Annotated in this window: 14 protein-coding genes; 10 read left to right on the top strand and 4 right to left on the bottom strand. The window is 47.2% G+C overall.

Annotation, left to right across the window (positions count from 1 at the left end; translation table 11 throughout):
* Positions 1-166 precede the first annotated feature (166 nt).
* From metK to QT984_RS06750, 5 genes are all read left to right on the top strand, one after another.
* Complete coding sequence (metK, locus tag QT984_RS06730) at positions 167-1,429, top strand: methionine adenosyltransferase (protein ID WP_333054652.1); 1,263 nt, start codon at positions 167-169, stop codon at positions 1,427-1,429.
* A 204-nt stretch (positions 1,430-1,633) separates the two neighbouring features.
* Entirely contained in the window at positions 1,634-2,809 is a 1,176-nt protein-coding gene (locus QT984_RS06735) for a family 10 glycosylhydrolase (RefSeq protein WP_333054653.1), read from the top strand.
* Positions 2,810-3,240: 431 nt separating this feature from the next.
* Positions 3,241-5,157, top strand: coding sequence for a HEAT repeat domain-containing protein (locus QT984_RS06740; RefSeq protein ID WP_333373590.1), 1,917 nt, complete (start codon positions 3,241-3,243; stop codon positions 5,155-5,157).
* A gap of 232 nt (positions 5,158-5,389) precedes the next feature.
* Positions 5,390-5,647 (top strand): hypothetical protein, encoded by a 258-nt coding sequence (locus tag QT984_RS06745; RefSeq protein WP_333261019.1) that lies wholly within the window; start codon positions 5,390-5,392, stop codon positions 5,645-5,647.
* Positions 5,648-6,043: 396 nt separating this feature from the next.
* Positions 6,044-7,840 carry a HAMP domain-containing sensor histidine kinase gene (locus QT984_RS06750; protein ID WP_333373592.1) on the top strand — a complete coding sequence of 599 codons (1,797 nt, stop codon included), beginning with the start codon at positions 6,044-6,046 and terminating at the stop codon, positions 7,838-7,840.
* Between the two features lie 313 nt (positions 7,841-8,153).
* On the opposite strand, the gene QT984_RS06755 is transcribed toward QT984_RS06750, so the two are convergent.
* Positions 8,154-8,339, bottom strand: coding sequence for a ribbon-helix-helix domain-containing protein (locus QT984_RS06755; RefSeq protein ID WP_333108585.1), 186 nt, complete (start codon positions 8,337-8,339; stop codon positions 8,154-8,156).
* Between the two features lie 210 nt (positions 8,340-8,549).
* On the opposite strand from QT984_RS06755, the gene QT984_RS06760 reads away from it, so the two are divergent.
* Positions 8,550-9,035 (top strand): hypothetical protein, encoded by a 486-nt coding sequence (locus QT984_RS06760; protein ID WP_333373595.1) that lies wholly within the window; start codon positions 8,550-8,552, stop codon positions 9,033-9,035.
* 650 nt (positions 9,036-9,685) lie between these two features.
* Here QT984_RS06760 and QT984_RS06765 read toward each other — a convergent pair.
* Positions 9,686-9,898: a hypothetical protein gene (locus QT984_RS06765; RefSeq protein ID WP_333211771.1), complete on the bottom strand. Its 213-nt coding sequence runs from the start codon at positions 9,896-9,898 to the stop codon at positions 9,686-9,688.
* A gap of 182 nt (positions 9,899-10,080) precedes the next feature.
* Here QT984_RS06765 and QT984_RS06770 point away from each other — a divergent pair, with 182 nt between their 5' ends.
* Entirely contained in the window at positions 10,081-13,260 is a 3,180-nt protein-coding gene (locus QT984_RS06770) for a tetratricopeptide repeat protein (protein ID WP_333373598.1), read from the top strand.
* A gap of 151 nt (positions 13,261-13,411) precedes the next feature.
* Here QT984_RS06770 and QT984_RS06775 read toward each other — a convergent pair whose 3' ends face one another.
* Positions 13,412-14,044 carry a hypothetical protein gene (locus tag QT984_RS06775; RefSeq protein ID WP_333054661.1) on the bottom strand — a complete coding sequence of 211 codons (633 nt, stop codon included), beginning with the start codon at positions 14,042-14,044 and terminating at the stop codon, positions 13,412-13,414.
* A gap of 66 nt (positions 14,045-14,110) precedes the next feature.
* Here QT984_RS06775 and QT984_RS06780 point away from each other — a divergent pair, with 66 nt between their 5' ends.
* Together QT984_RS06780 and QT984_RS06785 are read left to right on the top strand one after the other, a co-directional pair.
* The gene (locus tag QT984_RS06780) at positions 14,111-15,664 is read left to right on the top strand and encodes an NAD(P)/FAD-dependent oxidoreductase (RefSeq protein WP_333054688.1); all 1,554 of its coding nucleotides are present in this window, start codon (positions 14,111-14,113) and stop codon (positions 15,662-15,664) included.
* 435 nt (positions 15,665-16,099) lie between these two features.
* Entirely contained in the window at positions 16,100-17,857 is a 1,758-nt protein-coding gene (locus tag QT984_RS06785) for an NFACT RNA binding domain-containing protein (protein WP_333054662.1), read from the top strand.
* A gap of 579 nt (positions 17,858-18,436) precedes the next feature.
* Here the strand turns inward: QT984_RS06785 and QT984_RS06790 are convergent.
* Positions 18,437-20,506 carry an iron uptake porin gene (locus QT984_RS06790; RefSeq protein ID WP_333232437.1) on the bottom strand — a complete coding sequence of 690 codons (2,070 nt, stop codon included), beginning with the start codon at positions 20,504-20,506 and terminating at the stop codon, positions 18,437-18,439.
* 426 nt (positions 20,507-20,932) lie between these two features.
* Here QT984_RS06790 and QT984_RS06795 point away from each other — a divergent pair, with 426 nt between their 5' ends.
* Positions 20,933-22,099: a glycosyltransferase gene (locus QT984_RS06795; protein WP_333054665.1), complete on the top strand. Its 1,167-nt coding sequence runs from the start codon at positions 20,933-20,935 to the stop codon at positions 22,097-22,099.
* Positions 22,100-22,295 lie beyond the last annotated feature (196 nt).

The raw sequence follows: 22,295 nt of genomic DNA on the forward strand, positions 1-22,295 counted from the left end.
GTAGTGTCACTTTACCCAATCTCAAACCCTGCTTCAACACGGCTCTGCAGACCGACAAAAATTCGACGGTAGCCCAGACGCGATCTTTCTTGGCCTTTACCTGAAAAATAACTCGTTGGTCGTCGAGGTCGCGCAGGAAGAGCCCCTATCTAAGGAGAAATAATCATTGTCACGCCGCTACCTGTTTACCTCTGAATCGGTCACTGAAGGGCATCCCGATAAAATCTGCGATCAAATTTCCGATACGATTTTAGATGCCTTACTGACCGAAGACCCCAAAAGCCGCGTCGCAGCAGAAGTTGTCGTCAACACTGGCTTAATGCTGCTGACGGGCGAAATTACCACTAAAGCTCAGGTAAATTACATAGAATTAGCCCGGAAAAAAATAGCCGATATTGGCTACATCCACGCTGACAACGGGTTTTCTGCCAATAGTTGTTCAGTGTTGGTAGCTCTTGATTCTCAGTCTCCCGATATTGCTCAAGGGGTGAATACAGCCCACGAAAGCCGGGAACAATCGAGTGAAGAGGAATTAGACGCCATTGGAGCCGGCGACCAAGGCTTGATGTTCGGCTTTGCTTGCAACGAAACGCCGGAATTGATGCCTCTGCCGATTAGTTTAGCCCACCGGATTTGCCGTCAACTGGCAGCAGTCCGCAAAACCGGTCAGTTATCTTACCTGCGTCCCGACGGCAAAAGCCAAGTTACAGTAGTCTATGAGGACGGCAAACCCGTTGGCATAGATACGATTTTAATTTCTACCCAGCACACCGAAACGATCGGCGACATCACAGAAACGGCCGCAGTTCAAGCCAAGATCAAAGAAGACCTTTGGACTGCAGTCGTCCAACCTGTGTTTGCCGATATTAGCGTGCAGCCGGATGCAGAAACTCGCTTCCTTGTCAACCCCACCGGCAAATTTGTCGTCGGCGGGCCTCAAGGAGATTCGGGTTTGACGGGCCGCAAAATTATTGTGGATACCTACGGCGGCTATTCCCGCCACGGCGGCGGCGCTTTTTCTGGGAAAGACCCCACCAAGGTAGACCGCAGCGCGGCTTATGCTTGTCGCTACGTTGCTAAAAATATCGTAGCGGCTGGTTTGGCCCAAAAGTGCGAAGTGCAGTTGAGTTATGCGATCGGCGTTGCGCGGCCTGTTAGCATGATGATCGAAACTTTTGGCACTGGGAAAGTTGATGACGATCGCCTTTTAGAAGTTGTGAAGCAGCATTTTGAACTGCGTCCTGCGGGAATCATTCAGGCATTTAACTTGCAGAATTTGCCTGCTGAAAGAGGCGGCCGTTTCTATCAAGATGTGGCGGCTTACGGTCACTTCGGGCGCACTGACTTAGATTTGCCTTGGGAACAAACTGATAAGGCCGAACTTTTGAAAGAAGCTTTGAGCCAGCAGTTATCTGCTGTCGCTGGATAGTACAATGTTGGGGTGCGCGCAGCGCACCTTATCCATAAATAATATCGGGTGCTACCAATCAATATAGGGTGCGTACTCCGCACCTTATTCAAAAATAATATAGGCGGTGCTTCGGCGCATCTTATCCATAAATAATATCGGGTGCTACAAATTAATAACGTAGCGTGCGTACTCCGCACCTTACAAAAAAAAAAGAATAAATAAATGCGATTTTTCACACCTTTCCAATCTGCAATTCGCAGTTTGGTCTCTTCATTCCAACAGCGGTTGGCGACGACTGGATTTTCTGCACCAAATCCAGCAACGCTGCCAAGTTCATTTGCGACTAACAATCATGGTGGAATTCGCGGCGTTTGGATACCCACCACTGACTGCAAAGTTCTCACATCAAAAGAGCGAATTGCTGAGGCAATGGACTTTCTCGCCGATACGGGATTTAATACCGTTTTTCCTATAATTTGGAACCAGGGTTATACGGCTTATCCTTCTCAGATAATGCGAGAAAACTTTGGGGTGGAAATTGACTCGCGCTATCAAGGTCGCGACCCCTTAGCAGAAATATGTGTTGAGGCAAAGAGAGTTGGCTTAAAAGTAATTCCTTGTTTTGAATACGGATTTGTGAGTTCTTACAATCGCAATGGCGGTCATTTGCTGGCGAAAAAACCTGAGTGGATTGCCCGTGATGCCAGCGGCAATTTACTTAAAAAAAATAACTTTGACTGGATGAATTCTCTTGACGCGGAAGTGCAAGACTTTGTGCTGGGGTTGATGCTGGAAGTTGCTAAGAATTATCCGGTAAACGGCGTTCAAGGAGACGATCGCATTGCGTTTCCGGTAGAAGGTGGTTACGACGAAAAAACGGTTAAACGCTATCTAGAAGAGTGCGGTAAAGCAGCGCCGTCGGATTGTAAAGAGCAACATTGGCTGCAGTGGCGCGCTAATATTATTACTGAGTTTGTGGCTCGTTTACACCGAGAAGTGAAAGCGATTAATCCTGATTTGTTGCTATCGATGTCGCCGAGTCCTTATGATTGGGGACTGGTGGAATATTTGCAAGATTCTAAAGCTTGGGTTGACAAAAATTTGGTGGATCTGCTTCACCCGCAGTTTTATCGTCGCGATTTTAATGCTTACAAACAATTGGTCGATAAAATGATGTCGGGACAGCTTAGCGGGCAGCAAGTAAAGTGCGTGTCACCCGGTATTTTGTTGACGAATCGAGGCAGTAAATATAGCATAACTCCCGAGCTGTTGTTGCAAGTAATTGCTTACAACCGCTCTTGCGGGATTCAAGGAGAAGTGATGTTTTTTTACGAAGGTTTGCGAGATAACGATAACGCTTTGGCTAAGGTTTTGAAAAAAGGGCCCTATGCTCGTTGAGAGATTGTCCCGCAATCAAGCTGTTTCCGGTTGGCTGCAGTCAATCGATTTGAGATTTGAGATTTGAGATTTGAGATTTGAGAATTGAAGTATTGACCCCACGGATGAATCCGGGGGCTTGTATCCTGGATGCTTGATTGTCCACCGCGCCGATCGCTATTTCAAACCAACCTGCTATAAAATGATATAGCAGAGTTAGGCTATCTCAAAACCCAGCGATGCCAAGCAGCAAGCGCAACTCATTGTCAAGCCGATCGCCCAAACAAACCCGATAATTAATAATTGGGGAGTTGCAAAAATAGTGGAATAAGACATATTTTAGAAGTGGGTGCAAGCTTTTTTTTAGAAGTAGCGTTTTGTAGACGCCATATTTTTTAAAGACAGTTTAAAAGAGCAATCTCAACCGCTCGCCAAAATATTAGGATAAATCAGTGACCTCAGCAGCAAGCCTCATCCAACAGCTACCCGAACTCAGCGATGCTCAATTCCATCAAAAATATTTGAAACAAAAACAAGGGATGCACACCTTGGCGACTATATTGCCGCAAGTAGAACAGCAAAGTCTGGCTTTGCGGGCAGTAAAATTAGCTCTAAAAGTAAATTTAAAACTCGGCTCGAAGCTAGCAGGAACGGTAAAGCCAGAATTTCAAATAGCCACCATAAAATTAATCGAAAAAATCCCCACTTCGCCGCTGCTCAAAATTCAACTGCTGGCCCTAACAAGTTCGGATATGGCAATTCCGATGCTGGTGGCCGCATTGAACCACAAAGAAAGTGCAGTGCGCCTGGATGGGATTCGAGCGATCGGGAAAATCGGCTCCGAAGCAGCAGTAATTGAATTAGCCCGATCGCTCGCATCCAAAGATTCCCAAATCCAAGCTTGGGCCGCTTGGGCTTTAGGAGAAATTGACTCGAAACCAGCCGCCGTAGCACTGCTCAAAGCCATCAAACACCCAGACTCCGGGGTGCGCGCCTGGGCTGTTTGGGCCTTGGGCAAAATTAACCCGAAAATAGCCGTCCCCGCGCTGCTGAAAGCCCTCAAACACCCAGACTCCGAAGTGCGCTGGCGGGCAGCAGTCAACTGCGGGAAAATCGGCGTCTCTGAGGTAGTTCCCGGCCTGCTGAATGCCCTCAGAGACGAAAATCACATCGTCCGCGCTAGGGCGGCGGCGGCTTTGGGGAAAATCGGCGATTCTGAAGCAGTACCCGGCTTAGTAGAATTGCTTCACGATGATCCCGACTCCTATGCAGTTTCTTTGAGGGCCGCCGAGGCCTTGGGACAAATCGGCACGGAAACGGCTGTGGCGGGACTGGTGCAAGCCCTCAACCATGACGACTCAGACGTGCGGGGCAGTGCAGTTTCTGCCTTGGGAGAAATCAGCAGCGAGGTGGCTATGGTGGCCGTAATCGGGTCGCTCTGGGATCGAGATATTTTCGTGCGCGGCAGGGCGGCGGTTGCCCTTGGGAACATCAATACAGAGGGAGATGCGAAATTGCCAAAAATGGTGGTCGCGGGACTGGCGAGCGCAATTGGCGACAGCGAATCTTATGTGCGGTGGAGAGTTGCTGCTGCTTTGGGGGAAATTGGGACAGAGGAAGCTGTGGCAGGTTTGGTGCGGCTGCTGGGGGACGAAAATTCTGGAGTGCGCCAAAAGGCTGTTAAATCCCTCGGTCACATTGGCTCCACGGCTGCTATTGTTGCTCTGGAAACAGCTTTAAATCGCGAATTTGCTGACGTTCGTGCCCGGGCTGCCCAATACTTGGCGGATGTCAGCACTGAGGCAGAAACAGTTGATTTTGATCCCTCTGTTTCCCCGGATTTGTCGGGTGAAAAACTGCCAAAAATCCTGATTGCTTCGCAAGCAGAAGCCAGCGAATACATTGTCGATCGCGCTGCGGGGCGCGAGATTAAATACCTGATCTCGATCGGCAGTCCGGGTGTAGCCGAACCCAAAACTTTCGATCGAATCCCGAACCGAATGTGCCTGGAGTTTAACGACCTCGACACCCCCGTTGACGACCCCGATCAAATCTTGCCTACCCTTGAGGATGTACTGAAAATTATTGACTTCGCCCTCAAAATGTCGTCGCCGGGAGGCAGTTTGCTGATCTGCTGCCAAAGTGGGATCAGCCGTTCAACTGCCGCAGCTTTGATTGTTTGTGCTGCGCTGTTGGGCCGCGGCAAAGAACGGGAAGCTTGGGCGTTGGTGCTCGCCGCCAGACCCCAAGCCAAGCCGAACCGCTGGATGGTACACTTGGCCGATGAAGCTTTGGGTAGAGACGGTAAGCTAGCACTGGCGATCGAATTGACTACCGTAACAGCAGAACTCGCAATCGCCAAAAATTGACAGAAAGCATTCAGGATACAAACCTCCGATTCATCCGTCCAGAAATAAAAAACCTGTATCCGATGAAACTTGCCGAACGTATTTATCCGTCGGGTCAAGGCTTCAATTCTAAAATCTAAAATCTAAAATCGCGCAATCGATTGACTCGCAGCAACCGGGTTTCTTTTCGCAAGGGCTACAGTTATACTCAACTAACGGCACTTCACCTCAGACTTGTCTTTGCGGGGCAACGATGCCAAAAGTCGATCGCCAGGGTGCAAAAGTTCGATCGGCTGCTGCATTTGTGACATTCTGTGCTAAAAAGTCGTCGGATGCTCAACAAAAACCGTCAAGCAATCGTCGCATTGCTGGCAGCAAAACTCCAAAGCTGAGGAATCGGGTGCATTGTCAACAGACAATATCAGCTTTGGGCGAATCACAGGCAAAACAGGTCAGAAACAATTTTCTGCCTGTAACATTCCACGCGGGGATAATTCACTGCCGGGATTAATTTTTATCTATTTTGCCTGCTGCAGACTTTTACAAGTCGAAAAAGTAATTTGGCAACAGCCATCAACAGCCTAATTATCTATCAGACATCAACCGAATTTAAGTTTATCCTCGGACTCGACAAGAGTTTTAGATACTTTTTCGCAGATGTCTACTAGAAAATAGACAAGCTTTTCCGTTTGGAGAATTTAAGAGCGTGGTAAATTTTAACAGAAGACAGGGGTTGCATATGTCAAAAATTAACTTGCTAAAAAAAACAGGACACGAAGCAAGTTTATCGGTTGCAGTTTGTGAAAACCAGGGGGAATTGAATTCAGACTTAGAACCATTTAACCCGTCGAATAAAAACGTGAAAACGCGAAAGGTTAACCAAAATAATACCAATTTAGGTAAACAGATGCCAGTTTTTATTTCGGGAGAAGCGGCTTCTGTCGAAACAGTCAGCAAAACAAAATTCAACCAGGAATTTGTGGATAAATTATCCTTAAAAGTCAGCCAAAGTTTGCCATCTAAAATTGGCAGTTTGCCTATCCATAAAAAAATTGGGTACGGGTATTTGCTGGCAATAGGAATCGGATTTTTGGGTTCGCTGAGCGGACTGGTGATTGCCGATTACTACCAAGGACAAGGATTAAAGCAATTCAACGATGCTCACCTACAAGCGCAATTGCTAGGCAATTTTAAAGATGCAGCGCTGGCGGCTCAATTGCAGGGTTCACAGCTAGATTCTTTTGTAGATAATTCGGTCAAGCTAAAACAGCAAGAAGAACAGTTGGTTAAGAGTATTGTTAAGGCAAAAAATCTGCGGTTGCGTATAGAAAATTTTGCCGACAGCCAACCCGCTTGGCTGGCAGCAAAGCCGGAAGTTCTCAAGTTTTTAGTGCAAGATTGCACTAAAAATTTAGAATCCTACGCCGATACTCTCAAGTCAACTTTGCAGAAAATCCAGCAATCGCAACTATCGCCTGGGGAGATAGAGTCGGTCAGAAAATTGCTCGCAATCGAAAGCGGAGAAGGTGTAAAACAGCTCAACAGCAGCCTTGAGGAATTGAGCAAAATCCTCGATATTGCCCAGCAGCAAGAGGGCCAAGGCGGTGAAGTGATGGAAGACGCCCAAGGCATGGAAAAAGCCATAATTATTTTTAGTATGCTGCTGTCGGTTGTGGTGGCTGGAATGGTGGCTTACCGGACGAGTCGGGCGATCGCTCAACCTATGATCAGCGTTACTCAGGTGGCCCAACAAGTAGCCGCTGAGTCAAATTTTGACTTGCGAGCACCCGTCACCGGACAAGGCGAAATCGGCTCTCTGGCGGCCTCTCTCAATCACCTAATCGAGCGGGTTTCGGGACATACAAAAGAATTAGAACAAGCTAAAGAAGTCGCCGTCGCAGCTAACACTGCTAAAAGCCAGTTTTTAGCAAATATGAGCCACGAATTGCGGACGCCTTTAAATGCGATTATTGGCTACAGTCAACTACTTTCAGAAGATGCCCAGGATGCGGGATTTGATGAGTTTGTACCCGACTTGCAGAAGATTGAAAAAGCAGGCGCGCATCTGCTATCTTTGATTAACGATATCCTTGATTTGTCAAAAATTGAAGCGGGGAGTATGAAACTCGAAATCCAGGAGTTTGACATCGAATCCCTGGTTGATAATGTTGCGAGTGCCGCGAAACCGTTGGTAGAGAAAAATGGCAATGTTTTGGAGATTGAGTGCGATCGAACTGTGGGCATAATGCACGCAGATTTCAAAAAAGTGCGCCAGGTTTTGATACATCTGCTTAGTAATGCTGCGAAGTTCACCAAAAACGGTAGGGTGAAAGTGACTGTGAAGCGCATTGCAGGAAGTGGAAAATTGAATGCAGCAGGGCGTGAGGCGATTGACGATTCAATGGCTGCCGATGAAATTCCTTCTGGGGCGATCGCTTGTCCCCTGCCGAATGTTCAAGACACCGATTGGATTTGTTTATCGGTTAAAGATACCGGAATTGGAATGTCGGAAGAACAACAGCACAAATTGTTTGAAGCTTTTGTGCAAGCTGACTCTTCAGCAGCGCGACCTTACGACGGCGCCGGATTGGGGCTGACACTTAGCCGCTACTACTGTCAGATGATGGGCGGGGAAATTTTGGTAGAAAGCGAAGAGGGAAAAGGGTCTATTTTCACTGTGCGGATACCAGCAGGAAACGGGTGATGTGATTTTGGGGCGAGAGATGTAGGGGGTAAGCAGAGGGGCGAAAATTTATGTTTCAAACCTCTGGCTTTATGTCGAAATGTTTTAGTCTTGTCAGTGGGGGCGATCGCACTTTATTAATTCTAATTGGTTATTTTGCCAATTCAAATAGCACAAACCCCTTGCTGCTGAACTCAAACCTAAGTCTATGCCGATAAATTTCATATAGTTCTGGACGCACGGGTGGTCAGAAACCGGGTTTTTTTGCCAAATACTTCGTTACAGCCGGCAAAAACCGCAAAAAACCCGGTTTCTTTGGCTTTGATGCCTCCACTCAACTCTTCTCCTGCTTCTCATCGGATGGTGGGGACTGTTTTTGCATTTGTTTTTGGCGTTCCCTCACAGCTTGTTCCAAAATGAATGCTGACAAGCCGCTGATTGAACGGCGTTCCTCATTTGCCCACTCTTGAAGTAGGTCATAAATTCCTTCTCCTATGGAGGTTGATATGCGTTTAGACATTAGAGGTTAATTGTTTCTTATTTAAGCCGATCGTCATTGTCGAGTATTTTAGACAATTTGGTAGAATATGCAGCAATATGTTGCAATGTGCTGCATTATGCGCTATATTCTTAGAGAGTCAAAAGCCAGCGCTGAACTTTTGCAGGGCCCGCGCTGGCTGATGGTTCCCCAAATACAAGGAGACAATCCACATAAAAGGAGACAATTACTATGGTAAAGCCTGTGAGCGACGGCAGCGAATATAACCGCGGCTATCAACAAGCTTTGAATGATTTTGGCATCACGCAACTGCTGTCGGGTATCCGCAGCTACTCTGATGAGGATTTTGATGCCGATCGCGCGCGCATGACTGGGCCAGAGATCGAAAGCTTTGCGGTGTTTCTGATTCTGCGCGTCGGGGCGAATCTCAAAGGTAGTACGATCGCCCGCTACCTCAACACTCTGAGAAAAGCAAATTCTCCGACGATCGCCGATCGCCCCGCGATCGAACTCAACTCAAATTCGCGATCGAAAACACCTGAAAAGTCAAAGGGGGGCGATCGCACTTCTTGGGCGATCGTCCGCATTTTACCGAATGCTGAGCACTATACAATTGCGCGTTTTGTCAACCGCCAAGATGCGGACGATCGGCGGAGGGCTTTGTGTCGGTTTATTCCAGGGGGTGTGTTTGAAGTTGTTATGTGCGATCGCACCTAATCAATATACCTCTCCAATAATTATTGTGGAACAGGCCGGAAAGCCTGTTCAAGACTGGCTTTTCTGGAGAGCTCTAATCAACAAAAATGACGGTGACAATTGTAGCGACTCCGCATTAAGTCCGTCGGGGGTTAAAAACCCCCGCCTCATAGCGAAAGTCCTCGCTTCCGAGGACTGAAGAGGAGAGTTAAGATTTGTGCGCGGGGGGCTAGAAACCGGGTTTTTTACGACCATATTCGTTGCAGTCGGCAGATTCGATAAAAACCCGGTTTCTTTGGTGGGAGCGCGTAATTTCTGTCTGTTTCAATTCATACCTTGCATCATTCTCGATCGATCTTGCAGTCCTCGGAAGCGAGGACTTTCGCTATGAGGCAGGGAATTAATTCCCTGCCAGACTGCGGGAGGAGCCAGACTTTTGCAAAAAGCCCGATCGCTCCTAGTTCGCTTCTACTACAATTAAAAAGCAAACTCTCTTTACTAAAACCGATGGAAACCATCAATCTTCAATAAGAAGTCCGCAACTTAATCGATCGACTGCCTGAAAATTTTACTTGGTCTGACCTAATATCGGCAATTTATCTCAGACAAAGAATGCAATCTAAACAAAGTAAAATCAAAGATATCAAACCAGGAATAGAACAAAAAACTGTCTATAAAATTGAATAATACTCACCTAAATACAGCAGATTTGGCAGCGACAAAGGACTAATTACAATTTCTGATGATTTTGACGAACCGTTGGAATTCTTGCCATCACCGTTGGTCGAACGCTTGAAAAAGCTAAAGAATTGACTAAAGTCTTTGCTGAAATAGATGAAATTATTGCGAAAATTGAAAAATAACTTCAGACTGATGAACCTCATAGCTTTAAATCATGACTTTTATGAATACAGCTTCTGAATAATATGAATTGACATAACAGCGACTTAGTTATTTAATTATAATTATTTTGCTCGGATCGAAGCATTCAAAAACAGCAAGTAAAAGTATAATACGCCTAAGTCCAAATTCAGATGCGTATTCTATTAATCGTCAGTGGTGAATCATGAAAAGAATGAAACGAATTATTAGCAGTGTTTTGGTTTTGGGTGTGTGTATGACTCCTCTGACTCTGCCGGTGATGGTGCAACCGAGTTGGGCGCAAACTCAAAATTCACAGCTTGAAAAATTAAAGCAACTCATAGAGCAAGCAAGGCAACAGCAACCGCAACAAGCAATAGAAACATGGCAGCAGGTTTTAGCCACTGCACGACAATTTAAAGAGAGACAACATGAAGCTCTAGCACTCAATAATATTGGTGCAATGTACGCCGGTATAGGACAAGTGCAAGAAGCATTGAAATACTACAAACAAGCTTTATCAATTTGGTGGGAAGTGGGCGATCTCAACTCGGAAGCTATTACTTTGAATAATATTGGTGAACTTTACAAAAGCATTGGACAACTGCAAGAAGCATTGAAATACTTGAAGCAAGCTTTCGCAATTTTGTGGGCAGTAAACTATCGGGCGATTGAAGCTCGTACTTTGACTAATATTGGTACAGTGTACAAAACGATCTCGCAACCGCAATCAGCGTTGAAATATTTTAACCAAGCTTTACCAATCTGGCGGCAAGTGGGCGATCGCAACGGCGAAGCTGTTACTTTGAGTAATATTGGTGGAACCTACCACAGTATTGGACAACCGCAAGAAGCATTGAAATACTATAACCAAGCTTTACCAATCTGGCGGAAAATGGGCGATCGCGCGGGGGAAGCTACTACTTTGAATAATATGGGTTTAGTGTACCACAGTATTGGACAGCCGCAATCAGCATTAAAATACTATAACCAAATTTTACCAATTAGGCAGTCAGTGGGCGATCGCAAGGGGGAAGCTACTACTTTGACTAATATTGGTGGAGTATACAGCACCATTGGAGAACCGCAATCAGCATTAAAATACTATAACCGATCTTTACCTATTTGGCAGGAGGTGGGCGATCGCAATGGGGAAGCTCGTACTTTGAATAATATAGGTGGAGTGTACCTCAGCATTGGACAACCAGAAGAAGCATTAAAATACTATAACCAAGCTTTACCAATTTTGCAGGCTGTGGGCGATCGGATGATAGAAGCTCGTACTTTGAATAATATAGGTGGAGTGTACGCCAACATTGGACAACCGCAATCAGCATTGAAATACTATAACCAAGCTTTACCAATTCTGCAGGAAGTGGGCGATCGGATGATAGAAGCTACTACATTGAATAATATAGGTGGAGTGTACCTCAGCATTGGACAACCGCAATCAGCATTGAAATACTATAACCAAGCTTTACCAATTAAACGGGAAGTGAACGATCGTGCGGGGGAAGCTACTACATTGAATAATATTGGTGCAGTATACGCCAACATTGGACAACCACAGGAAGCGTTAAAATACTATAACCAAGCCGTACCAATTCTGCTGCAAGTTGGCGATCGCAATGGGGAATCTACTACATTGAATAATATAGGTAGAGTGTACCTCAGAATTGGACAACCGCAATCAGCATTGAAATACTATAACCAAGCTTTACCAATTAAACGGGAAGTGGACGATCGTGCGGGGGAAGCTACTACATTGAATAATATTGGTGGAGTGTACCACAGTATTGGACAACCAGAAGAAGCATTAAAATACTATAACCAAGCTTTACTAATTAAACGGGAAGTGGGCGATCGAATGATGGAAGCTACTATTTTGAGTAATATTGGTGCAGTTTATCAAGATACGATGCAACCAACTCAAGCGATCGAAAATTTTCAGCAATCTGTCCAAATTACCTTAAAAATACGAAAGGGTTTACAGCGAGAAAACCGCCAAAAGTTTTTAGAAGGTGAAAGAGGAAGCGCCGTTGCACTTGTTGACATCCTCATCGATCAAAACCAACCCGATCGCGCTTTTCAATGGATCAACATCGCCACCACAGCCGATCTCGCCGACTACACCCGCTTAATTGACGCCAAAGTTGCCAACCCCGAAGCACAAAAAGCCATTGACGAGTGGAATCAAAAAAATCAACAACTCCAAACGCTTCGCCGCCAACTCGAAGACAATTTCTCCGAAAATCTCTCCCGACAAATGCGAGAATTAGAAACAGAAGTCAACCGCCAAGCAGAACAAATTTCCCGCAGTTTCCCAGAAGTCGCCGAACTATTTGAAACCACACCCAAAGACATCGCCCAACTGAAAGCAAATATCGCGCCAGATACCGCTGTCATTCAACCCGTCTTGCTGACAAATATCTCAGGTGTCCCCAATACCGTCGCCCTATTTGTCTTGACAAAAGACAGTTTAAGTGTTGAAAAAGTTCCGATCGCTCCCGAAGAATTCGACAATCTCCTCACTCAATACCGCAAAGAAGTGCAAGATATTGGCGAAACAAACTTCACCGTAACAGGCAGCAAACTTTACGAAATCCTGATTCGTCCGATCGAAGACCAAATTAAAGCTATTTCCCCCAAACAATTGAGCATCATCGCCACGGAAAAACTACGCTACATCCCCTTTGAAACCCTGTATGACAAACAAACAAATGAATTCCTCATCCAGAAATATCCCGTCAACTATCTCACCCGCATTTCCACCAGAACAATTCCCGATTCAACTTCAAAAGGTGGAGTCTTAGCATTAGGAAATCCCGTCCCTCGTCCACCCCAAAATTTACCCGGTTCCGAAGCAGAAGTCAGAAATATCGCTCAATTATTGTCAGGAAGTTCAGCTTATATCGGCAATGACGCCACCCTCGATCGATTCAAAACTCAAGCGCCCCGCTTTCCCTTTTTACACCTCGCAACTCACGGCTGTTTCCAACCGGGAGGCTGTCAAAATTTGGGCATGGAGGAAAATACATTGCTGTTTGCTGACAGTCAATTCAATATTCGCGATGCCGCCTTATTAGGATTGCAAAACACCAGACTCATCACTTTAAGTGCTTGTGAAACTGCCATACAAGCGAATTCCAACGGTGAAGAAATATCGGGAATGGCCTATATATTTGAGCGTGCCGGCGCGCAAGCTGTGATGGCGAGTTTGTGGAGTGTTGATGATTCCGCTACTAAAGATTTGATGGTTGAATTTTATCAAAATATCAATAAAGGGATGAGTAAAAATGATGCTTTGCGGCAAGCTAAGTTGAGTCAAATTGAGCGGCATCCGTTTTATTGGTCGCCGTTTATTTTAATTGGGGATGCGCGGTAGTTATAGAAGCTGACAATTGATAGTTTACAGTAGCTTTAGGGTGTTTCGCTATTAAAAATCCCAAATGAGAAATGGACAATTTCATAGCGGCGCACCTGATAATATTCGTTGAATTGCACGCGATCGCATTCTGTCGTTGGGTGGGGCGGGTTTATGTAGATTGTTGGTTGGAATTATAAATTGTTGGTGAACCCGCCCCTACAAGCCCCCACAAAGCCAAGCCGCCGCCCCTTCCCCTAGCCGCAATTATCCCATCTTCTACCAGAAAATATGCAAAAAATGCCTGCTTCCCCACACTCAAACTAAAAAATTCCGCCTCCCGCGCTTCTCCACCGCGAATAAATCCTTGATACACAGTTTTACCCAACAATTTCACGGTAATTCTGGTAAAATCAAAAGCTAAAATATTTTTATTAACCAAAAACTTAGTCGGCCCGGAAAGAGTTAGTGCGATCGCCCCAACTTGCACCGAATTCTCCACCCTGCCGGTTTCGCTAGGCGCTTCCCCTTCAGCCACAGCTTGGGCCGAATAAGCAATTTGAATTTTCGCAATCCACTCAGGGATGTAACGTCCGGCACCCAACACAATCCCCGCTTTTTGTCGAGTCTTTTTCGTGCCGGTGATAAAGCAGAGTTGCCAGTTGCCGATTAATTGCTCGAAAGAATAGCGAATTTTATTTTTTTTCGCGTTTTTCTCAGCTTCTAGGAGGGCGGCGACTACGGCGTCGGGAGATGGTTTAGAATTAGATTTAGCGGCTTGTTCTAGAATTGATATGTTTTCCATTTAATATACAAACCAGTTTTATTGTTGGTAACAGAGATAATATTAGCTGAAGTAGCGGAGAAAAACATGGTTGCGATCGCCCCCACAGACACAGAAATCATCGTCATCGGCAGCGGAATCGGCGGCTTGACTTGCGCTGCAATGCTTGCCCGCTATGGCTTTGATGTTGTCGTTTGCGAAAGCCATTCGATCGCGGGCGGGGCCGCCCACGGTTTTGAACGCGACGGATTTCGCTTCGACTCCGGGCCCTCCCTGTACTCAGGATTATCCTACAGCCCGTCTGCCAATCCGCTGCGGCAAGTTTTGGATGCGATCGGCGAAAAACTCCCCTGCATCACCTACGATACCTGGGGTTGCTGTTTGCCAGAAGGCGATTTCGACACATCCGTAGGCGCGAGTCAATTTGGCGAAGTGCTCGCACAACTGCGCGGCGCCGAAGCAGTCGCCGAATGGCGGCAACTCCAGCGCATCATGGAACCCTACGCCAAAGCTGCCACAGCCTTGCCCTCCCTGGCTTTGCGCTTCGATTTAGGCGCTGTTTTTACCCTCGGCCAATTTGCGCCGGCTTTCCTGCAAAGTGCTGGCGACGCGATCGCACTTGCAGGCCCTTTCAGCAAAATTATGGACAAAAATGTCAAAGATCCCTTTGTCAGAAATTGGCTGAATTTGTTGTGTTTCCTGCTGTCTGGACTTCCCGCCGACGGAACGATCGCAGCCGAAGTCGCTTTCATGTTCGCCGACTGGTATCGCCCCAATGCAGTTTTGGACTATCCGATCGGCGGTAGTGCAGCTTTGGTAAATGCCCTGGTACGCGGTTTAGAGCGCCACGGAGGGCAGTTGCTGCTAAATTCCCACGTTGCAGAAGTTTTGGTGGAAAACAACCGGGCTGCGGGCGTGCGGCTGCGATCGGGCAAAATAATTCGATCGCACAAAGCCGTCGTCTCCAACGCTTCCGTTTGGGATACCCTGAAACTGTTGCCTGAAACCTCTGTCCCGCAAAGGTTTCGGCAACAGAGGCAGGCGACGCCAGAGTGCGACAGCTTCATGCACCTGCATCTGGGAATTGATGCTGCCGGAGTGCGATCGGACTTGGCTTGTCACTACATCTTCGTCAAAGACTGGGAAATGGGCGTTGCGGCTCCTCAGAACGTCGTTCTCGTCTCGATTCCCTCCCTCCTCGACCCCCACCTCGCGCCTCCGGGAAAGCACGTCATTCACGCATATACCCCCGGAAACGAGCCTTACGATTTGTGGCAAAAGCTCGATAGAACCAGCGAAGAGTACAAGCTGCAAAAACAAGCGCGCGCCGAGGTAATGTGGGAAGCCTTAGAAAGAATTATCCCCAATATTCGATCGCGCTGCGAAGTCACCTTAGTTGGCACACCCCTAACCCACGAACGGTTTTTGCGCCGCCATCGCGGTTCCTACGGACCCGGAATTCGGGCGGGTAGTGGCTTGTTTCCCGGGCCGAGAACGCCTTTACCGGGGTTGTTTTGCTGCGGAGATTCGACGTTTCCGGGAATTGGTTTGCCGGCTGTTGCTGCTAGCGGTGCGATCGCCGCCAATACGATCGCACCTTTGGACAAACATTTAGAATTGATTCGGGAAGTTATTAATTAGTTGTTAAGCTGCTACGCATCTAAATTGAATACAGAGACGGGCAGGATGCCCGTCCCACAGGAATTGTAGAAAAATTTACTGTCAAATTAGATGCACAACAGTTTATTAAACATCTCCCATAATTATTGTGGAACAGGCACTGTGCCTGTTCAAAACCTGCTTTTTAGGAGATGTCTATTAGTTATTAGTTATATCGTTTCCGGTTGCATCGGAATGATTTAACCACAGAGGGCGCAGAGAACGCAGAGGGAGAGAATATAGAGATGAATAATTCCGATGCTACGGGATTTGATATTATTTGTTAACGTAATTATTGAAGGGCTTTCATAGCGAAGGATGCGAACCCAAGAGTAAACAATAATTTGATTTAGTTAGTAAAATGTGACCGATATCTGTCAGCATAGAAATAGATAGTTCGATCGCAAAGAGGCCACCGTGCAACCCGTAGACTTTACAACTTTAACCGCAGCTTGCAGCGAACTGCGAGCCCAATGGCTGCCAGCGCGCTTAGAACAAGTCTACCAGCGCGATCGATTTACCGTGTCCCTAGCCCTCCGCACCATGAAAGGGCGCGGCTGGATTGACCTTTCCTGGCATCCTGTGGCCGCCCGCATCTGCGTCGGCGACCCCCCGCCCCGCATTCCCGATACCTTCACCTTCAGCGAACAACTGCGGCATCAACTCAGCGGTTTAGCCTTAGTTTCCATCGCCCCTGTTTCATCCTGGGAAAGAGTCATCGACTTGCAATTCGCCAAACGCCCCGGCGAACCCGCCCTCTGGCACCTCTACGCCGAAATCATGGGCAAATACAGTAACGTCATCCTCACCGCCCAAGACAACCTCGTTGTCACCTGCGCCCACCAAGTCAGCGCCAAACAGTCCACCGTCCGTCCCATCCAAACCGGGCAACCCTACGAAATGCCCCCGTCTTTGACCGATGCAGTGCCGAGTCTGAGCGAATCTCAAAACCGCTGGCAATCACGAATTAGCCTGGTTCCTGGGCAATTAAAGGGCAATCTGTTGAAGAATTACCGAGGGATGAGTAAAGCCTTAGTTTTGTCAATGATTCGATCGGCTTCTTTAGACCCCGAACAATCCACCGACAGCCTCAATCCCGACGACTGGCAGCAACTATTCCAACGCTGGCTATACTGGCTGCAATGCCTAGAAAACTCCAAATTTCACCCAAGTTTTACCCCCGAAGGCTACACCGTCATCGATTGGCCGACACCAGAAAATCACAATGTAGGGGCGGTGCCCCCGTGCCCGCCCTCTGATTCTTCTTCGGTTCAAGAATTACTTAACAGCTACTACACAGGCGAAATCAATCAAGAAGTATTCGCGCAACTGCGGCATCAGCTTACCCAAAAACTCAACAACGTCCTAGCCAAACTGCGCCTAAAAGCCAACACATTTAAAGAACGTTTACAGCAATCAGCAGACGCCGACACCCACAAATCCCAAGCCGATTTGCTGATGGCCAATTTGCAGCATTGGGAACCGGGAATGAAATCGATTTCTCTCCCCGACTTTGAAACCGAGAAACCAGTGATCATTTCCTTAAACCCGGAAAAAAACGCCGTTCAAAACGCTCAAGCCCTCTACAAAAAACACCAAAAACTTAAAAGAGCTCGCATTGCAGTAGAACCTTTGTTAGCCGCCGTACAGGAAGAAATCGACTATTTAGAACAAGTTGAAGCCGCACTTTCGGTATTGGAAACCTACCGCAACACCCAAGATTTGCAAACCCTCGCCGAAATCCGCGAAGAACTGATCCAGCAAAAATATCTAGACGTACCAGATTACCGCAGTACCGACAAAAATGCTGCGATCGAATTTCACCGCTACCAAACCCCCAGCGGCTTTGAATTATTAATCGGGCGCAACAACCGCCAAAACGACCAACTCACTTTTCGCACCGCCAACGACTACGACTTATGGTTCCACACCCTAGAGATTCCCGGAAGCCACGCTTTGCTGCGTCTCAAACCCGGTACAGTTGCTGAAGAAACCGATTTGCAATTTGCCGCCGACATGACTGCTTACTACAGTCGCGCGCGCCACAGCGAACAAGTCCCCGTAGTTTATACAGAACCGAAATATGTATACAAGCCGAAAGGTGCTAAACCGGGTATGGTTGTATACAAGCAGGAGCGAATTGTCTGGGGTAGACCGCAGCAAGCCCCGGCTTGATTTATACAAAGTGTGTGAAGGGTCGATCGGCAATCGAAACCTCGTTTTTAGGCAAAATAAACGGTTTGGAACCGATAAACCTACGCAGGAACCGGGTTGTTGAACCTAGGCTTAATTATACAAAGTGACCCCAAGGGCGATCGTCCCCTAATATCAAATCCGGTAGCATCGGAATTATTCATCTCTGTATTCTCTCCCTCTGCGTTCTCTGCGCCCTCTGCGGTTAAATCATTCCGATGCAACCGGAAACGATATCAGAATTTATATTCGCCTGTAATGTAAAGTTTTATTACAGAAAATTAAATTTTGTTGTTATAATACCCCTTAAGAGAGATGATGTTTCTGTTAGAACCCTTTGCAAAGAAACGTGCAACTTGGGTTTCCTCACTGTGAGAACAACACTGTGGGAACACAACGGATTTAACTATTTGTGCAGACCAGCTTTTGCTAAAGCTGGTCGTTTCTGTTTAAACCCTAAACCCCAACTCAGACAATTTTAGATTTGCGATTTTAGATTTTAGATTAAAACCGCCAATCTAAAATCTAAAATCTAAAATCTAAAATCGATGTGGGCTGCTCCTAGAAAGTAAACGTCGTTCTGACAACCCCAATCACCAAATCAGAATTATTCTTATTGTGGTCAGGAGCAGTCAGCCAAATCAGACCAGGAGTGATAGAAATATTATCGCTCAACTTAAACTGATAGAAACCTTCAAGGTGCAGCGAAGTATCCTTATCTTCCGGCAAAGTCCGATTAGTAGAACTCGTCACCCGCGGCTCCATACCTACAACAATCCCCGCCACATTTCCTTCTTTCAACAAATCAGGAAAAGCCAAAGTAACTGCCCAGTTCCAAATTTTTTGATCGCCCCGCTGCACAGAACCCGTAGGAGTACCCAAGTTGGATAAAATGCGCTGATTAGTGTAACCAGCCCAACCGCCAATTGCAAATCTCCGGTTCAACTGCCACGAAGCTTGCGCGCCGTAGGAATTGCTAGAAACTGGCACATTGCTATCGCTGTCGAACCCGAAGGAACCGAGACGCTGCGGAAAATTAGAAGCATTGCTGCCGGTATTGGTAATTAAGTTGTAGGAATTAACGTAAGTTAAACCTAAAGCCATGCTGTCGCTCGGTTTGAAAGTCAACTGAGCCAAACCGCCGTAAGAACCGTTGAACAAACCGTTACCCCGCGTCGGGTTCGCGGGGTCGCCGGTCAAATACCCCAAACTAACCTCTAATTTTTCCCCAAACTGATGCCGCAGAGCGATGCCAGAACCACCAAGCAAATAGTAAATTGGGTTGCGAGTACCGAAGTTAGAAAGAGCGCCGTAGCTGCCGTCTCCGTCAAAGTAAGGGTTGACAGTGTTAACAAAATCATCAGCAGCGCCGGCATTAGCTTCGAGAATTACAGTCGTGCTTTTGCCTAGAGGGAATTGGTAAAGCAGCGCATCTAAAGCTACTATATTGTTAGCCTCGCCAAAAGGCCCGACATTAAACCGCAATTCCCCTTCAGCAGTTTTCGTATTTTCCGTAGAAAACGCACCCAAATTTAAAACTTGTAATCGAGTTCTCAGCAAATCTTCTCCTGAGAAACTCGTGTCGAAATTGATACGAACCCTGCTACCAAAAGCCGTGGTTCGATCGGCTTCGCGACCCTCGGCATCATCTCCCCTGGCGATACCGGCCAAACCAAATATCACTTCGCCGTTGAGTTTAGTCGTAGTTGAAAACTGATTTGCTTCTAATTCAGAGGCGCGCGCTTCCAAAGCATCGACGCGGCCGCGCAAAGTTGCCAATTCCGCCGCAAATTCTTCTTGCAACCTTTGCACAGAAGCCAAATCTTCTCGCGTCGCCAGACTTCTGGAACCGCCTTGAATCAGCTCGCTAACTTTATCCAAACACGCATTTAAACCTGCTGCAAACTCGTAGCGAGTCATCGCCCGGTTGCCGCGAAAAGTGCCGTCAGGATAGCCAGCTATACAGCCGTAGCGCTCTACTAGGGATTGCAAAGCTTGGAATGCCCAATCGGTTGGCCGAACGTCGGAAAGTTGCGAAACAGAGGTTACTTGGCCGGCCGCATCTTGGCTGCTACTGTCTTCGGCGCTGTATTGGTTGATTTGTTCTAAAACATTTGACTGTGCTTGAGGTTGGGCACTTGGCTCAGTCGATTGGGAAATCTGCTCTTGGGCGCTTAAATTAGCCGGTGTAGTGGCGGATTGCGTTTCGCTTAAGTTTGCGGGCGCGACTGCGGGGATTTGCTCCGCGACAGGTTGTTCAAAACTTAAGTTTGCGGGCGCGACTGCGGGTTTGGTTTCGCCTAAATCTGCTGCAACTTCCGGTGTTTTTGCTTGTTCGACAACTGGGGCGATCAAATCGTTAGTGAAGCCCTCGTAGAGGTTCGCACTTTCTTTCTCAATAGTTTCAACAGTCGATTTGCTCGCTAGCGACGCTGGTTCGGCTGTCTCAGGCTTTGCCGTCTCAGACTTTGCCGCCTCGGTTGCAGCACCTGCTAATGGCAATTGATGAGCTTGATCTGTGGTGGCAATTTCTACAGGTTTCTCTGCTGCTAGCGCCGTCGAAGATACGACTAAACTTGCTGCCAATACAGCGGGACTAATTAAAAGTCCCTTCCACAAAAATTTGGACATTTTTCCTCACACCACATTACGGCCGATCGCCCGTTCCGAAGATTTAGGCGCCAGCAAATCACCTTCAATATTCTGCCTAATAGTATTTCTTGTCAACAATCGGGGAAATCACTGCCGGAGAGTCCTGTTTTGCTGTGGCTGATTTCACAAAAACCCCGTTTATTCCCAAAATCCTTGGTTTGACTCACATCTTGCACCATTCTCAAGAACAGGCATCTTGCCTGTTCCACAAAGAGTGAATTTTCTTGTGGAACAGGCCGAAAAGCCTGTTCCTAAACAAGTAATTGAGAATGGTGCAACATCTCAGTTGGAAGATACGTACATAGAAACCTGGTTGATGGCGGGATATTGCGTAAGTGATCCCTCAGTAAGACTAATATTGACAGCACTGGCGCTAACAAATCATTTGATCGGCTACAAATACAAGTGAAACAACTCAAATACGCCCTAGTTCACGAATGGTTGACGCCCTTAGCTACTGGCGGTTCAGAACTCGTAGTACAGGAAATCCTCAAACACGTAGACGAGGCAGATATCTATGCCCTCATCGACTTTGAATCAGCCAATCCCGAAAGCTATCTTTTCGGGCGACAGATTGGCACAACTTTTTTGCAGCAGTTTCCCAATGCCCGCAGCGGCGTCCAAAAATATTTGCCGTTTCTGCCGATCGCGATCGAACAACTAGATCTGCGAGAATACGACATCATCCTCTCCTCATCCCATGCCGTCGCCAAAGGCATCCTCAGCAGTCCCCAGCAAATGCACGTCTGCTACTGCCACACGCCCATGCGCTACGCTTGGGACTTAACTTTTGACTATTTGCGTAGCAGCAAAGCCGGACGGGGTATCCAGGGGCTGCTGACGCGATATTTGTTGCATCGACTGCGGCAGTGGGACGTAATTTCCGCCAATCGCGTTGATTATTTCATCGCTAACTCTCAACACACTGCGCGCCGAATTTGGCGATGCTATCGGCGGCGGGCCCAGGTGATTTATCCCCCGGTAAATATCGAGCGATTTTCCTTGATGCGGCAAAAACAAGACTTTTACGTCACCGTTTGTCGGTTGGTAAGTTACAAAAACGTAAGTGCGATCGTCCAAGCATTCAATCAACTCGGGCATACTCTCATTGTCATCGGCACCGGGCCAGAATTAGAAATGATTCGGCAAATCGCCAAACCCAACGTGCAAGTGCTCGGCTGGCAGCCCGCCTCCATCGTTGAAAAGTACATGGCAGAGGCGAAAGCCTTTGTCTATGCAGCTTGCGAAGATTTTGGCATAGCTTTGGTAGAGGCTCAAGCTTGCGGAACACCGGTAATTTCCTATGCTGCAGGGGGCGCTTTGGAGACAGTGCTCGACATTCGCCAACACCCAGAGACAGGGACTGGTTTATTTTTTTCCTCCCAAACCGCAGCATCATTAGTCGAAGCTGTCGAGGAATTTGAGCAGTTGCAAGGCAAATTTGAGCCAGAAATCAGCAGGTTGCGCGCTGAACATTTTGCCCCCGATGTCTTTGGGCAGCGCTATCTAGCTTTTGTGGAAGGCTGCTATCAGGAATTTCAATCCCGTGATTTTACCGAGTCTGGGGCTTGAGAGTGCCAGAACCCCATAGCGGGACAATCTTCCTTCTGCCTTTGTATAAGTGCCTTCAGAAGACCTCTGCATCAGTGCCTTGTGCCTTCTTCCTTCTGCCTTTTGAAGCCATCTTCCTTCTTCCTTCTGCCTTTTGAAGCCTTCTGAAGGCAGAAAATTGAGTATTGGCAACATAATTGAGAGAACAAAGCGTCTT

The organism is Microcoleus sp. Z1_B2 (assembly GCF_036700325.1).
GTDB lineage: Bacteria > Cyanobacteriota > Cyanobacteriia > Cyanobacteriales > Microcoleaceae > Microcoleus.